Here is a 14,809-nt window from a genome sequence, read left to right on the forward strand (position 1 = left end):
CTGGCGCAGGGTTCAGTCCCCGTCCAGCTCCGCCGTGCGCTGGGCATCCATATGCTCACGCAAGACCTGGTTGATGCGGGTCTGGTATCCCGGGCCGGCGCCCTTGAACCATTCCAGCATGTCGACGTCCAGGCGGATCGTCACGATCTGCTTGGCGCCCGCCGGCACTGCTTTTGGCTCTGCAACCATGGTATGGCTCTGCATCGAAGACTGGTCCCAATCTGGTTCGTACTCTTTGTTCATGCTATCCATCCCGTTCAAATCTGCCACGTTCTCATGGCCTGTGCTTTTATTGTCGTCGCTGTATGTATCCGTAAAATTGCTAAACGGGCAGGTTTTGTAACGCCGTGTAACAAGGGGATGCATAAACACATAACGATACAATCTTCCCAGGCTTGACCCAGGCGGGCGGGATAGCACGGCATTGACGTATAATTTCAGACCGCCCTTCCCGTGCCAGCGCCTTGCGCACACCTCTTGCCCGCATCCAGAAAGTGACCGATGACTGCCCCCACCTCCTCCCCATCCCCGATCGAAATCCAGCTGCGCGAGATCCTGGCGCGCCGCATCATGATCCTGGATGGCGCCATGGGCACCATCATCCAGCAATACAAACTCGATGAAGCCGCCTACCGCGGCGGCCCCGCGGGGCGCTTCGCTCACTTCGCCGCGCCCGCGGACAGCGGCGCGCGCGAGCTCTTCGTCAAGGGTAACAACGAGTTGCTGTCGCTGACCCAGCCGCAGATCATCCAGGAAATCCACGAGCGCTACCTGGCGGCCGGCGCCGACCTGATCGAAACGAATACCTTCGGCGCCACCAGCGTGGCCCAGGACGATTACCACATGGGCCACCTGGCCCATGAGATGAACCTCGCGTCCGCCAGGCTGGCGCGCGCCGCCTGCGACAAATACACCAGCGCCGACAAGCCGCGTTTCGTGGCCGGCGCCCTCGGCCCGACCCCGAAGACGGCCTCGATCTCGCCCGACGTCAACGATCCGGCGGCGCGCAACGTCACCTTCGACCAGCTGGTCACGAGCTACCACGAGCAGGTAGCGGGCCTGGTCGAAGGCGGCGTTGACGTACTGCTGGTCGAGACCATTTTCGATACCCTCAACTGCAAGGCGGCGCTGTTCGCGATCGACCTGTACTTCACCGAGCACCCGGGAGTGGTGCGCAAGCCGATCATGATCTCGGGCACCGTCACCGACGCCTCGGGCCGCATCCTGTCGGGCCAGACCGTGCCCGCCTTCTGGAATTCGGTGCGTCACGCAAAGCCGCTGACGATCGGCCTGAACTGCGCACTGGGCGCGGCGCTGATGCGCCCCTACGCCGAAGAGCTGTCGCAAATCGCCGATACCTTCGTTTGCATCTACCCGAACGCCGGCCTGCCCAACCCGATGAGCGACACCGGCTTCGACGAGCTCCCTAGCGACACCTCCGCGCTTCTGCGCGAATTCGCCGACGCCGGTTTCGTGAACATCGCCGGCGGCTGCTGCGGCACCACGCCCGAGCACATCGCGGCCATTTCCGAACTGCTGTCGACGGCCAAGCCGCGCGCCCTGCCGGAAATCCCGACCGCGCTGCGCCTGTCGGGCCTCGAGCCCTTCACCGTCGACGAATCGTCGCTGTTCGTGAACGTCGGCGAGCGCACCAACGTCACCGGTTCCAAGGCCTTCGCCCGCATGATCCTGAACGAGCAGTTCGACGAGGCCTTGTCTGTCGCACGCCAGCAGGTCGAGAACGGCGCCCAGGTCATCGACATCAACATGGACGAGGCGATGCTCGACTCGCAGGCGGCCATGACGCGCTTCCTGAACCTGATCGCCTCCGAACCGGACATTTCGCGCGTACCGATCATGATCGACTCCTCCAAATGGAGCGTGATCGAAGCGGGCCTGAAATGCGTGCAAGGCAAGGCCATCGTCAACTCGATTTCGATGAAGGAAGGCGAGGAAGAATTCCTGCGCCAGGCGGGCCTGTGCCGCCGCTACGGCGCCGCCGTGATCGTGATGGCCTTCGACGAGCAGGGCCAGGCCGACACGTTTGAACGCAAGATCGAGATCTGCGCGCGCGCCTACAAGGTGCTGACGGAACAAGTCGGCTTCCCGCCGGAAGACATCATTTTTGACCCGAACATCTTTGCCATCGCCACCGGCATCGAAGAACACAACAACTACGCGGTCGATTTCATCAACGCGACGCGCTGGATCGTGCAGAACCTGCCGTACGCGAAAGTTTCGGGCGGCGTCTCGAACGTGTCGTTCAGCTTCCGCGGCAACGACCCGGCGCGCGAGGCCATCCACACGGTGTTCCTGTACCACGCGATCCAGGCCGGCATGACGATGGGGATCGTGAACGCGGGCATGGTCGGCGTCTACGACGACCTGCCGGCGGAACTGCGCGAACGCGTCGAAGACGTGGTGCTGAACCGCCGCGACGATGCCACCGAACGCATGATCGAGATTGCCGGCAGCCTGAAAGCCGGCGGCGGCAAGCAGGAACAGAACCTCGAATGGCGTAACGGTCCCGTCGAAAAACGCCTGGCGCACGCGCTGGTGCACGGCATCACCCAGTGGATCGTCGACGACACCGAGGAAGCGCGGCAGGCCGTATTAAAAGCCGAAGGCCGCCCTATCCACGTGATCGAAGGCCCGCTGATGGACGGCATGAACATCGTCGGCGACCTCTTCGGCCAGGGCAAGATGTTCCTGCCGCAGGTGGTCAAATCGGCGCGCGTCATGAAGCAGGCCGTGGCCCACCTGATTCCCTTCATCGAAGAAGAAAAGGCGCGCGAAGAAGCGCGCACCGGCATCGTCGCCAAACCGAAGGGCAAGATCGTCATCGCCACAGTCAAGGGCGACGTGCACGACATCGGCAAGAACATCGTTTCCGTGGTCCTGCAGTGTAATAACTTCGAGATCGTGAACATGGGCGTGATGGTGCCCTGCTCCGACATCCTGGCCAAGGCCAAGGCCGAGAACGCGGACATCGTCGGCCTGTCGGGCCTGATCACGCCTTCGCTGGAAGAGATGGCCCACGTCGCGCGCGAGATGCAGCGCGACCCGTGGTTCCGCGAGCGCGGCATTCCGCTGCTGATCGGCGGCGCTACCACCAGCCGCGCCCACACGGCCGTGAAAATCGCGCCGCATTACGACGGCCCGGTGATCTATGTGCCGGACGCCTCGCGTTCGGTCGCGGTCGGGCAGTCGCTGCTGACTGAGGAATCGCGCCACCAGTACATGGCCGAGATCAAGCTCGACTACGAACGCATCCGCGAGCAGCACGCCAATAAAAAGGCGCTGCCGATGCTGACGCTCGAGCAGGCGCGCGGCAACAAGGCCAAGCTGGCCTTCGCGCCGAAGAAACCGAAGTTCATCGGGCGCCGCGTCTTCAAGAATGTCGAACTCGCTACGCTCGCGCGCTACATCGACTGGGGTCCGTTCTTCCAGACCTGGGACCTGGCCGGCCCCTATCCTGCCATCCTGAGCGATGACGTGGTCGGCGAAGCGGCCTCGAAAGTGTTCGAGGAAGGCCAGGCCCTGCTCAAGAAGATCATCGACGGACGCTGGCTGACGGCCAATGGCGCGATCGCCCTGCTGCCGGCCAACAGCGTGCGCGATGACGACATCGAGATCTATACCGACGAATCGCGCGAGAAGGTCGCCTTCACCTGGCACGGCCTGCGCCAGCAGGGTGTGAAGCCCGTGGTCGACGGCGTGCAGCGTCCGAACCAGTGCCTGTCCGACTTCATCGCGCCAAAAGAATCGGGCGTGGCGGACTACATCGGCATGTTCGCCGTCACGGCGGGCCTCGGCATCGAGAAGTACGAGCAGCGCTTCGAAGAGGCGCACGACGACTACTCGTCGATCATGCTCAAGGCCCTGGCGGACCGCCTGGCCGAAGCCTTCGCCGAATACCTGCACGAACGCGTGCGCACCGACCTGTGGGGCTATGCCGCCGGCGAAGAGCTGAGCAACCCGGATTTGATCGCCGAAAAATACGTCGGCATCCGCCCGGCGCCAGGCTACCCGGCCTGCCCGGAGCACACGGTCAAGAAGGAGCTGTTCGAGACGCTGCAGGCCGAGGAAATCGGCATGCAGCTGACCGAGTCCTACGCCATGTACCCGGGTGCGGCGGTGTCGGGCTTCTACCTGGCCCATCCGGAATCGAAGTATTTCGTGGTCGGCAAGATCGGCGACGACCAGGTCGTCGACATGGCCCAGCGCCGCGGGATGGACAAGAGTGAAGTCGAGCGGCACCTGGCGCCGAATTTGTCGTAAGGGTTAGCGCGCCGCTGTACGCATTGTCGTAACGTTCGCAGCAGGCCGTAGGGTGGGCGGGTTGTTCAGCACAGGGACATAGGTAACACTTGTCTAGAGACATAGGTAACACTTTTATGATCATTGCACAGCCTACAAATGGAGTGTGCGATGCCCTGGAAAGAGAGTAACCAAATGTCTTCTCGACTCGAGTTTGCGATGTTGGCGGCAGAGCCCAACACGGACATGCAGGCCCTGTGCCTGTCTTTCGGCGTCAGCCGAAAGACAGGCTACAAGTGGCGCAATCTCTACCTCGAACACGGCAAGGAGGGCCTGAACGACCGTTCCAGGCGTCCGTTATCAATGCCCCGACGCTGCAGCGCCAGAGTCGAGGAACAGGTATTGGCATTGCATAAGAGGTACCCGTGCTGGGGAGCGCGCAAGTTGCGTGCCTTGCTGCCTGACGACATTGCGCCGCACCCAAATACGATTGCCGCGATCCTGCGTCGGCATGGTTGCCAACTGGTGCCGCAATCCGATCGAACCAGGCCGGCAACGAAGCGCTTCGAGCATGAGGCGCCTAACCAGCTTTGGCAAATGGATTTCAAAGGTCATTTCGCATTGACCGATCCACGTGCCGGCCGTTGCCACCCGCTGACTGTTCTGGACGACTATTCGCGCTTTTCCATCGCATTGACTGCCTGCTCGGGCGAGACTGGCGACGAGGTGCGCAGCGCGCTGACGCGGGCATTTCAGTTGTATGGGCTACCCGAACGAATTACCTGTGATAACGGCCCGCCATGGGGAACGTCAGGACACGAGACCTTATCGCGCCTGGAAGTCTGGCTCATTCGTCTTGGAATTCGCGTCAGCCATAGCAGGCCGCTTCACCCGCAAACCCAGGGCAAGGACGAGCGCTTTCACCGTACGCTCAAGCGCGACTTGCTCGCACGCTTCGGCTTCAATTCGATATCGGCATGCCAGGTCGCTTTCGATGAATGGCGTGACCAGTACAACCTGATACGCCCCCACGAAGCCTTAGGACAGAAACCACCGATTACGCGATACCATCGCAGTGCCAGGGCTCTTCCGGCTCAGCCACCGGCTATTGAATACGACCATGAAGACATCGTGCGCCGGGTCCGGCAACATGGCCAGCTCACCTTCAAAGGACACGACTACTTCGTCGGCGAGGGTTTAACAGGTGAGCACGTAGCCATCCGTCCAGCCAACGAAGACGGGCTCTTCCAAGTGATTTTCTGTAACCGAGAGGTCACCCAAATTCAACTTACAAGGCGCTAAAATTTAACCCGGCAGTGTCACCTATGTGTCTAGACACCTGTTACCTATGTGTCTGTGCTATACACGGGTTCCCCGCCCACGCGTTCAACCAGTACCAGAACAGCCGAGCGGGCATTTCAAACGTGATTTGAACGCGTGGGCGGGGGACCCGCCCACCCTACGTCCCTCCGGCGAGCGCTCTGTCCGTTTACACCATGAACTTCCTGCCTGCGCCATTGCCTAATTCACATGGGATTTGTCCCATATTGAAGGAGACAGTCATGGCTATGCATCTCTCGACCCGGCGCTGGCAGGACCAGGTCATCCTGCTGCTCGGCGTGTGGCTTTTCGTGTCGCCCTGGGTGATGGGTTACCCGAGCGATTCGCCGCCCGCCGTCAACGCCTATATCGCAGGCGCCATCATGGCGGTGCTCGCCGCCTTTGACCTGTACAAGACCTATGCCTGGGCCGTGTTCCTGAACATCATCGTCGGCGTCTGGGTTGCGGTCTCGCCATGGCTGGTCGACGTCATGCGCGACCTGCCGATGAGCGCCAGCCTGCTGATCGTCGGCCTGCTGACCGTCGTACTCGGCTTGTGGGAACTGCGCACCGACCCCGACCTGCATCAGCAGTGGGCCGGCACATCGTAAGTCACATCGGCGCGCCGGACCTGGCTTGCCCGGGTCCGGTGGTGTGAAGGGCCGATCCGCCTACAGCGCGCTGCGGACGACCTGTCCGCTCCATTCGAAGGCGGCCATTTCCAGCTCCACCAGGTCGTCGCCGCTGTTGGCCAGTTCCGACAGGGCCGGCAGCATGTCGTCGCCCTCTTCCATCCGCTCGAACGATTCGGCCAGGCGCAGCAATTCGCCGAAGAAGCCGCTGCGCCGCAGCAGCGCGCTCGACACTTCGTCGCTCACCGGAATTTGCTCGACCAGGTCGGCCATCGGCACGCAGAACAGCGTGTCCATCAGCGACATGATGCCGACCGTGAAGGCCATGTCGGCCACGTGGCGCTGGCCCGGACGCAGGCGCCCGGCGAGCAGCTCCATCAGGCGCGCACGGGTACTGGCCAGCATCAGGAGCGGGGTCTGGGTGTGGCCGTGGTTGCCCGGTTCGGCATACAGCATGATCTGCAGCCAGCGCTGCAGCTGGCGCCGGCCGACCACGATCAGGGCCTGGCTCAGCGAATCGATGCGCTGGCGCAGGCCGGCGGCCGGGGTGTTCACGATGCGCAGCAAGTTGATCGACAGCGTCACGTCGCGCTTGATCGCACGCTCGATCGCGCTGTTCTCGGCGTCCGACATGACCATGTTCATCAGGTCGACGACGGCCAGCTGCGAGGGCGACAGCTTGCGCCCCGCGATGACCGACGGGCGCGCAAAATAAAAGCCCTGGAAGTAGTCGAAGCCGAGGTCGAGGCAGGTCTTGTATTCGGTCTGGCTCTCGACCTTCTCGGCGATCAGGCGCTTGCCTGTTCCGCGCAGGCGCGGCACCAGCGACAACATCGTCACCACCGGCATGGCGCGCAGGTTCACTTTTACGTAGTCCAGCAGCGGCAGCAGGCGGCCCAGGCGGCTGCCGTGGGCGGACGCTTCGGCGGCGAATTTGAAACCGTGGCCAGACAGTTCCGCCAGGCGCCAGAGCACCGGTTCCGTCGCTTCGACCGAGCCGACCAGTTCGAGCACGGTGTTCTCGCGCGGCAGGAAGGCGAAGATATCGCTCATCAGCACTTCGGTGTCGACGTTCAGGAAGGCGACCGCATCGCCCACCGCGCGCGGCAAGCCGAGCTGGGCCGCGTGGGCCAGCACGGCGGCCGTGGCCGACAGGTCCGAGTCGATCTCGGCGCGGTTATCCGTCGTATGCCGGAACAGCAGCTCGTAGGCAAACAGGGCCTGGTTGCGGTCGAGCATAGGCTGGCGCGCAAGATAGAAATTACGCAGCTGCAAAGGCTGGGATGCCTGGTCTAGGCTGGCGGTATCGGTCATCGCGGTCCCGTGGTCACGTTCAAGCCGCCCACTCTACTCCATTCTCAGCAATTAGTGGATTTTCGGCATCACTTTGTCGCTAAAAAAGATGCCTAGAAGCTAAAAAGGTGCACCGTCGATGAATACCAGCAGTTCGCCGGGCGCAAAAGCGGTCCAGGTCTCGTTGGTGGTCAGGGGTTCGGTCACGATGATGGCGACCCGGTCCTTCGGTGTCGTCACCTGGGAAAAATCGACCGACAGGTCTTCGTCGGACAGGCGGGCGGTCACGAACGGGTACTGGCGCACCACGTAACTGAGCTTGGTCGAGCAATGCGCGAACAGGGCCGTGCCGTCGGAAAGCATCATGTTGAAGGTGCCGTAGGCAGCGACGGCGCCCACCAGTTCGCCCAGCGCCGCGCGCAGGGCCGGCAGCGGCGGCGGACTGTCGCCGAAGCGGCGCCGCAGTTCCTGCAGCAGGAAGCAGAAGGCATGCTCGCTGTCGGTGGTGCCGACCGGGCGGAAGGCGCCGTCGAGCTGCGGCTTGAATTCCTTCAGGTCGCCGTTGTGGGCGAACACCCAGTAGCGGCCCCACAGCTCGCGCACGAAGGGATGGCAGTTCTCGAGCGCGACATGGCCCTGGGTGGCCTTGCGGATATGGGCAATGACATTGGTCGACTTGATCGGATAGCGCTTGATCAGCTCGGCGATCGGCGAGTCGATCGCGGCCTGGTGGTCAACGAAATGGCGCACGCCGGCGCCTTCGAAGAAGGCAATGCCCCAGCCATCGTGATGGGTATCGGTACGGCCGCCGCGGTGGGCGAAACCGGTGAAGGAAAACACAATGTCGGTTGGGACATTGCAGTTCATTGCGAGGAGTTGGCACATGGCAGGAAGCTTACCATGCCGCCGGGGTAGAACGAGGCGCAGGGCGGACGCAGCACAGGCTAATGCCCGTGCCTGCATCCTGTTGTGTCCCTGGCCGTCTGTTGGATTAATCCTCCAGCTAAAAGGATGGGCTTAGTGCAGCACCACCGGCTGGTTCATCATCGTGTCGTAGGAGCCGAGGAAATCGTCGATTTCTTCCATGGTGGGCTCGCTGGCGATGAGGTTGTTGACGTCGCGGCGGAACGATTGCGCCAGTTTGCCGCCAATGAACGCTTCGCGGCGGCCGGCCTTGTCGACGATTTCGTAACCGCCGAAGCGCAGGGCTTCGAGGTCGCGATCGACGCCAAATTCGACCACGCTGTATTGTTCGCTGTTGTAGATCATGTTCATGGTGACTCCTTCTCTCTAGCAGAGTGTGTACCGATCGCGCGGCGGCGGGCGACTGGCTTTAACTTAGTGAAGAGGTGGGGCTCGCCGGACCAATTTCAAGAGTGCAGGTCGGGCGTGAAAGCCAGCAGTTGATCGTATGGCGGGCTGGTTAACCATGATCGCAACTGATCCAGATGCGCAGTGTCCGCGACGCCGATGAAGAGGCGCGCCGGCCGCTGGCGCAACAGACGATTTAATGTAACACGCATCACCAGATTTCCCGCGCAGCACAGGCAACCGGGCGCGATGCGCGAGATCAGCAGTTTGTCGGAATTTTCCAGGACCAGCTTGCCGTCCGGGAGGCCCTCGAGAATGATGGCGGCGCCGTCGTCACGGGGCGTAGCGGGGTCTTGCAGGGCACGGGCGATGGCCGCCTCGCGCGCTGCCGCGCTGGGGCCAAGCACGAGTGCCGTAGGAATTGGATGACGCAAAGAGGAGCCGGATGAGAACGGTCCGGCGCCCCCGGGGGACGCCTGACCAGGCTGGTTCATCCGCCGCGCTTGCCGAGCTTGCCCGGTTCGACGCCGAGCTGCTTCAGCTTGCGGTACAGGTGGGTGCGCTCGAGGCCCGTCTTTTCGGCCACGCGCGTCATGCTGCCGCCTTCGCGGCCCAGGTGGTGTTCGAAATACATGCGCTCGAAGGCATCGCGCGCCTCGCGCAGCGGCAGGTCGAACGAGAGCGTATAGCCCTGGGTTTCGCCATGGCCGATGACGCCCACGCGCGCGCCGTTCAGGGGCGCCGGCACGGGCTGGGCCGCGTACATCGGGTTGCTGATCGGCGCCGCCTCGACGACCGGCGCCGGCATCGCCGGACGCGGCGGCGGCACTGGGGCGCGCGCCACTTCCTGGGCACGCGTCAGGCCCTGCTGCACGGCCTTGAGCAGCTTTTGCAGGGCGATCGGTTTCTCGAGGAAATTGAGCGCGCCGATGCGGGTGGCCTCGACGGCGGTGTCGATGGTGGCATGGCCCGACATCATAATCACCGGCATGGTCAACAAGCCATCGCGCTGCCATTCCTTGAGCAGCGTGACGCCGTCGGTATCGGGCATCCAGATATCGAGCAGGACCAGGTCAGGTGCGCCGGCGGCGCGCGCTTCGCGTGCCTGTTGTGCATTTTCGGCCAGCGTGATTGCGTGGCCTTCGTCTCCCAGAATTTCCGAGAGTAGCTCGCGGATGCCCATTTCATCATCAACTACGAGTATGTTTGCCATCGTTTTCTTCCGTCTCCGCCCGCGTTTAACAGTTCACTGCAGTTGTGATTCGAGTCGTGATTCTATGCCTGATTTACAGTTCAGCCAAGTTTGCCTCTTGTGCTAACTTTAACAGCAAAATGAATACCGACGCGCCACTTCCGTCCGGACGGTTCTGAACATCAATCCGGCCGCCGTGCTCGTCGATAATCTTCTTCACCATCGGCAAGCCGAGACCCGTGCCGCGCGCCTTCGAGGTGACGTACGGTTCAAACGCCCGCGCCAGGATTTTCGGCGCGAAACCGGGGCCGTTATCGAGGATCGCCAGGCGCACGGCCTCGCCTGCCGTGCCGTCGGCGCCGGTGTAGCGGATGATCTCGGTGGCCACATCGATGCGCGGCGCGCCGGCATCCGGGCCGCGGTCCACCAGTGCATCCTGCGCATTCTGCAGCAGGTTGTGGATCACCTGGCGCAGCTGGGTCGGGTCGCCCATCACGTGCGGCAGGTTCGGCGCCAGCCTGGCGTGGATGATGTCGGAGGCGTCCTCGGCCAGGTAGAGGGTCAGGATTTCGCCGATCAGGGCATTCAGGTCGAGCGGTTCGAGCACGGCCGGCGGCGTGCGCGCGTAGTCGCGGAAGTCGTCGACCATGCGCTTCATGGCGTCGACCTGGTTGACGATGGTGGTCGTGGCGCGCGCCAGCAGGGCCGCGTCCGGCGCGTCGAGTTTGCCTTCCAGTTTCATCTGCAGGCGTTCGGCCGACAGCTGGATCGGCGTCAGCGGGTTCTTGATTTCGTGCGCCAGCCGGCGTGCAACCTCGCCCCAGGCGACCGAGCGCTGGGCCGAGATCACGTCGGAGATATCGTCGAACACCACGATGAAGCCGCTGCCCACCCCCACCGGCAAGCGCGAGCCGCGCGCCAGCAAGGTGGTGTCGTGGTCCTCCCCTGCCGCGCGGCGCGGGATTTCGATTTCCTGCTGCCAGTGGGTGCGCTGGCGCGCGGTGCCGGCGGCCGACTGCGCGCTTTGCGTCGAGAAGGCGCGCGTGACGGTGGCGGCGAAATTTTCCAGGCCCTCGATTTTCGACAGCGGCCCGTTCAGCTGGCACTGCTCCATCTGCAGGATGCGGCAGGCGGCGTCGTTCGAATTGACCACCGTGCCTTCGGCGTCGAGCACCAGCACGCCGGCCGACATGTTCGCCAGCACCGACTCCAGGTGGGCTTTGGCGCTTTGCAGCGCGGCGCGGTTGCGCTCGACCGCACTCCTGGCCTCGAACAGCTGGCCGGTCATGGCATTGAAGGACTGGGTCAGCGTGCCCAGTTCGTCATTGGTCTCGACGATCGGACGCGGAGAGAGGTCACCCTCGGCCACCGCCTGCGTGCCTTCGGCCAGCACCAGCAGCGGCTGCGCCAGGTTCCCGGCGATCAGCACCGCGCTGCCGATGGCGCCGAAAATGGCCAGCAGCAGGGTCAAGGTCAGGGTTTCGATGTACATCCGGCGCAGGCCGGTGCGCGCCACCGAGCGCTGCTGGTATTCGCTGAAGGCGCTCCGCAGCACCTCGGCGTTCGAGGCCAGGTTCACCGGCACCGTCTGCATCAGCTGCAGGTAGCGCGGCGCGGCGCCGGGCGGTTCGGGCACGGCCATCACCACGCGCAGGCGCAAGCCCGTGGCGGCGTCGAGCGCACTGGAGTTGGCGCCGTTTGAATTCTCGCGGAAGTCGAGTTCGATGCCGCCCTCGGCACGCGCATAACCGCCGGGCATGACGGCCTGGCGCACCATCTGCGGGTTCGGCAGGTCGCTGGTGAGGTCGGCGCGCCGGTCCTCGCTGGCGCTGGCCACGAGCTTGCCGGTGGCGTCCAGCAGGAGCGCGCTTTGCATGCCGTCGGTGGTCGAGACCAGCTGCGAGAGCGTCAGCTGGGCGCCGCTGTCGTCCTGGCCGGACAGGGTCGCGGCCACGGTCTGGCTTTTCGCGGACAGTTCGGCCAGCGACTCGTCGAGCGCCGCATGGCCCAGGTTCAGGCCCGATTGCAGGGCCGCCTCGATCTTCACGTCGAACCAGGATTCGATCGAATGCGAGACGAACTGCACCGACACCATGAAGATGACCAGGCCCGGCAGGATGCCGATGCCGGCGAACAGCAGCACCAGTCTCGCCATCAGGCGCGAGCCGAAGCGCTTGGCCTTGTAACGGGAATACAGGCGGCCGAGGGCCACCACCACCAGAATCAGCAGCAGGAACGCGATCGTCGCATTCAGGCCGAGCAGCCAGGAATAGTAGCGGTCGAAGAAGCCGGAGTTGTCGGAGGCCGAGGCAAGCAGGAACAGCAGGATCGAGACGACCGCCCCGCCGACTACCAGCGCATAGCGCATGGCCTGATTCACGCCTTACTCCGCACGGTAGGTGAAGGTCTTCTTGTTCGAGGCGAGGTGCCAGTCGGAGTTACTGAACGCGTTGACCTGCAGCGGCTTTTGCAGCAGGTCGCGGTTCATGTACATGCGCAGGGTGACTTCGTAGCTTTCGCCGTGTTTCAGCGCGCCCTTCGGGGCGATCACCCAGCGCCCGGGGCGCCGGATCTGGAACATCGCTTCGTCCAGGGTCTGGAAAGTCTGCTGGACGCTGCCGCCCATCGACACGTAGTACTGGCGCAGCAGCACGTCATAGGAAATGCTGACGGTGCGCTTGGACGACACGGCGCGGTCGTCGCGCCACCACCAGCGCGGGCGCGTGAGTTCGATTTCGGTCGTGAAGTAGAGCTTGACGCCATGCTGCAGGGCGTCTTCCAGGTCGCGGTTCAGGTCGAACGCATAGTTGGCGCCGAGCCGGTAGCCCTCGTCGGTAGACTCGATTTTCGCCAGCGTGATATCGATCCCGTCGGCCGCCTGCGCCGTTGCGCACGCGAAGACCAGCAGGAGCTGGCAAGCGAGGAGGCGGAAAAATCGTAAAGTCACAAGGGGCCGGAACCTAAGTAAATTGAGCTATGGTGCGATGAGCATATTGTGCGGGAACGTTACGCCGGTCTCTTCTGGAACAGAGCGTAAAACAGTCCATCATGATCGAGCCCGGCGCCGCTGGAGGGAAGCAGCTGCCCTGGCGCATCGAGGCGGACGGCGTCGTTGTGGCGCGCCGCGAACGCGGCCGCCTGTGCCTCCGATTCCTGGGGCCAGAGCGAACATGTCACAAACAACAATTTACCATCGGCGCTTAGCATCTGCCAAAGATTGTCGAGTATCTCACTGGAAAGTGTTGTAAGTTGGCGTGTGTCGGTCTTGCGGCGCAGCCAGCGAATGTCGGGGTGGCGCCGCACGATGCCGGACGCGGTGCACGGCACGTCGGCCAGGATGCGGTCGTACAGCTGGCCGTCCCACCAGTACTGCGCCTGCGCCGTACCCGTCACCAGCGTGGCCGAGAGGCCGAGCCGGCCCAGGTTGTCGCCCACGCGCGCCAGCCGCTGCGCATCCGAGTCGACCGAGGTGAGCTGGACATCGGCCATTTCCAGGATATGGCCGCTCTTGCCGCCCGGTGCGGCGCAGGCGTCGAGCACGCGCATGCCGTCTTTCAGGTCCAGGAGCGCAGCCGCCAGCTGGGCGCCGGCGTCCTGTACCGACACCAGGCCTTCGTGGAAGCCGGGGATCTGCGCCACGTTCGTCGCCTGCTTCAGGCGCAAGGCTTGCGGGCCGACCAGGTCGGCCGCGATGCCCGCCTCTTCCAGCAGGCGCAGGTAATCCTCGACGCTGGTCTTGCGCGTATTGACGCGCAGGGTCAGGGGCGGCTGGCGGTTGCCGGCCGCGAGGATCGCTTCCCAGTCGCGCGGGTAGGCCGCGCGCGTGGCGTCGATCCACCATTGCGGATAATTCCACTGCGCCAGCGGCTGCTGCAGGGCCGTCGCCACGAGCTCCTCGCGCTCGCGCAGGAAGCGGCGCAGCACGGCGTTCACCATCGCCTTGGCGTGGGCCAGGTCAGGGTGCTTGCTTGCCGCCGTGACGGCCTGATCGACGACGGTGAACGGTTCGTAAGTCGCCTTGTCGCCCTCGGGCGGATCGAGCAGCACCAGCGCGCACTGGATCAGGCCGACCAGCATCGGCACGTCCGGCGCCTTGGTCGTCATCAGGCCGAGCAGCGTCTCTGCGCGGCCAAGGCCACGCATCGTGCGGTAAGCCAGGTCCTGGATCGCGCCGCGGCTCTGCGGCGTCACCTCGAAGGCGGCAAACACGTTCGACAGGGCCTGCGGCAGCGCGGTGCCGGCGCCCACCTGCGCCACGGCGCTGGCTGCGCCCAGCATGGCCAGGGCCAGCGAGTCGCCCGGCAGGTTAGGCTTGAACGCCTGCTGGAACTGGGGCTTGACCTCGTGGGCCGGGCGCGCGGCCGGCGCGCTCTGGCGTGGCGCCGGCTTCGCTTCAGGCTGCCGCTGCGGCTTGGCCGCCGGTTTCGCCTGCGCCTTCGGCCGGGCGTACTGGGCAGCCGGATTCCCGGCGGGCTTGGCTGGCTTGGGGCTGGCGGCCTTGGGGGCGATGGAGAGCGTGCGGCGCTTGTCGGTCATGATGGCGGTCGTGCAGGAAGAAAGTGCGCATTCTACCGGTTACGCCTTTGGCCGAGCTTAAAAGCGTCTGAGAAACCGTCATGGCGGCGTTGCATCGTCTCGCCGTACTAGCGTACTGTCTTCGACGATGCGCCTTGCCCTGACAGTTTCTCAGGCGCTTTACACTACGGCGCAGCCGCTGCTGCCGGGCCGTGTTCGGCGCTGCAGCAAACCAGTATAATGAAGCTCTGTTTTCCCGTGGCCGCGCCACCGCCTCACCGAACTT

The 14,809-nt window shown here is 64.0% G+C and carries 12 protein-coding genes; 3 read left to right on the top strand and 9 right to left on the bottom strand.

What is annotated here, in order from left to right; all coding sequences use genetic code 11:
• Window positions 1-12 precede the first annotated feature (12 nt).
• The gene (locus NMB41_RS20915; protein ID WP_494379718.1) at window positions 13-243 is read right to left on the bottom strand and encodes a BrnA antitoxin family protein; all 231 of its coding nucleotides are present in this window, start codon (window positions 241-243) and stop codon (window positions 13-15) included.
• Window positions 244-501: 258 nt separating this feature from the next.
• On the opposite strand from NMB41_RS20915, the gene metH reads away from it, so the two are divergent.
• From metH to NMB41_RS20930, 3 genes are all read left to right on the top strand, one after another.
• The gene (metH, locus tag NMB41_RS20920) at window positions 502-4,281 is read left to right on the top strand and encodes a methionine synthase (protein ID WP_494379719.1); all 3,780 of its coding nucleotides are present in this window, start codon (window positions 502-504) and stop codon (window positions 4,279-4,281) included.
• Between the two features lie 174 nt (window positions 4,282-4,455).
• Complete coding sequence (locus tag NMB41_RS20925; RefSeq protein WP_494379720.1) at window positions 4,456-5,562, top strand: IS481 family transposase; 1,107 nt, start codon at window positions 4,456-4,458, stop codon at window positions 5,560-5,562.
• A gap of 260 nt (window positions 5,563-5,822) precedes the next feature.
• Window positions 5,823-6,191: an SPW repeat protein gene (locus NMB41_RS20930; protein ID WP_494379721.1), complete on the top strand. Its 369-nt coding sequence runs from the start codon at window positions 5,823-5,825 to the stop codon at window positions 6,189-6,191.
• Window positions 6,192-6,251: 60 nt separating this feature from the next.
• Here NMB41_RS20930 and NMB41_RS20935 read toward each other — a convergent pair whose 3' ends face one another.
• The 8 genes from NMB41_RS20935 to rsmB form a co-directional block, all read right to left on the bottom strand.
• The gene (locus NMB41_RS20935) at window positions 6,252-7,526 is read right to left on the bottom strand and encodes an EAL and HDOD domain-containing protein (protein ID WP_494379722.1); all 1,275 of its coding nucleotides are present in this window, start codon (window positions 7,524-7,526) and stop codon (window positions 6,252-6,254) included.
• Between the two features lie 99 nt (window positions 7,527-7,625).
• Entirely contained in the window at window positions 7,626-8,390 is a 765-nt protein-coding gene (locus NMB41_RS20940; protein ID WP_494379723.1) for a class II glutamine amidotransferase, read from the bottom strand.
• Window positions 8,391-8,522: 132 nt separating this feature from the next.
• Window positions 8,523-8,780 carry a BTH_I0359 family protein gene (locus NMB41_RS20945; protein WP_192053224.1) on the bottom strand — a complete coding sequence of 86 codons (258 nt, stop codon included), beginning with the start codon at window positions 8,778-8,780 and terminating at the stop codon, window positions 8,523-8,525.
• A gap of 95 nt (window positions 8,781-8,875) precedes the next feature.
• Window positions 8,876-9,310, bottom strand: a complete 435-nt coding sequence (locus tag NMB41_RS20950; RefSeq protein ID WP_494379724.1) for a GTPase — start codon at window positions 9,308-9,310, stop codon at window positions 8,876-8,878.
• The gene (locus tag NMB41_RS20955) at window positions 9,307-10,029 is read right to left on the bottom strand and encodes a response regulator (protein ID WP_494379725.1); all 723 of its coding nucleotides are present in this window, start codon (window positions 10,027-10,029) and stop codon (window positions 9,307-9,309) included. Before NMB41_RS20955 ends, NMB41_RS20950 begins: the two co-directional genes overlap by 4 nt.
• A 73-nt stretch (window positions 10,030-10,102) precedes the next feature.
• On the bottom strand, window positions 10,103-12,388 hold the full coding sequence (locus NMB41_RS20960) for a sensor histidine kinase (RefSeq protein ID WP_494379726.1): 2,286 nt from the start codon (window positions 12,386-12,388) through the stop codon (window positions 10,103-10,105).
• Between the two features lie 3 nt (window positions 12,389-12,391).
• Window positions 12,392-12,955: a DUF4390 domain-containing protein gene (locus NMB41_RS20965; RefSeq protein ID WP_494379727.1), complete on the bottom strand. Its 564-nt coding sequence runs from the start codon at window positions 12,953-12,955 to the stop codon at window positions 12,392-12,394.
• Window positions 12,956-13,014: 59 nt separating this feature from the next.
• A complete protein-coding gene (gene rsmB / locus NMB41_RS20970) occupies window positions 13,015-14,544 on the bottom strand; it encodes a 16S rRNA (cytosine(967)-C(5))-methyltransferase RsmB (protein WP_494379728.1) in 1,530 nt (509 codons plus the stop codon).
• Window positions 14,545-14,809: the final 265 nt, after the last annotated feature.

Source organism: Massilia sp. FBCC-B171 (genome assembly GCF_059134155.1).

What these genes read in the sequence shown, in the direction of transcription:
- NMB41_RS20950 (WP_494379724.1), bottom strand. Translation starts at nt 9,310, where the DNA reads ATGAACCAGCCTGGTCAGGCGTCCCCCGGGGGCGCCGGACCGTTCTCA.
- NMB41_RS20930 (WP_494379721.1), top strand. Translation starts at nt 5,823, where the DNA reads ATGGCTATGCATCTCTCGACCCGGCGCTGGCAGGACCAGGTCATCCTG.
- NMB41_RS20915 (WP_494379718.1), bottom strand. Translation starts at nt 243, where the DNA reads ATGAACAAAGAGTACGAACCAGATTGGGACCAGTCTTCGATGCAGAGC.
- metH (WP_494379719.1), top strand. Translation starts at nt 502, where the DNA reads ATGACTGCCCCCACCTCCTCCCCATCCCCGATCGAAATCCAGCTGCGC.
- NMB41_RS20935 (WP_494379722.1), bottom strand. Translation starts at nt 7,526, where the DNA reads ATGACCGATACCGCCAGCCTAGACCAGGCATCCCAGCCTTTGCAGCTG.
- rsmB (WP_494379728.1), bottom strand. Translation starts at nt 14,544, where the DNA reads ATGACCGACAAGCGCCGCACGCTCTCCATCGCCCCCAAGGCCGCCAGC.
- NMB41_RS20945 (WP_192053224.1), bottom strand. Translation starts at nt 8,780, where the DNA reads ATGAACATGATCTACAACAGCGAACAATACAGCGTGGTCGAATTTGGC.
- NMB41_RS20940 (WP_494379723.1), bottom strand. Translation starts at nt 8,390, where the DNA reads ATGTGCCAACTCCTCGCAATGAACTGCAATGTCCCAACCGACATTGTG.
- NMB41_RS20925 (WP_494379720.1), top strand. Translation starts at nt 4,456, where the DNA reads ATGTCTTCTCGACTCGAGTTTGCGATGTTGGCGGCAGAGCCCAACACG.
- NMB41_RS20955 (WP_494379725.1), bottom strand. Translation starts at nt 10,029, where the DNA reads ATGGCAAACATACTCGTAGTTGATGATGAAATGGGCATCCGCGAGCTA.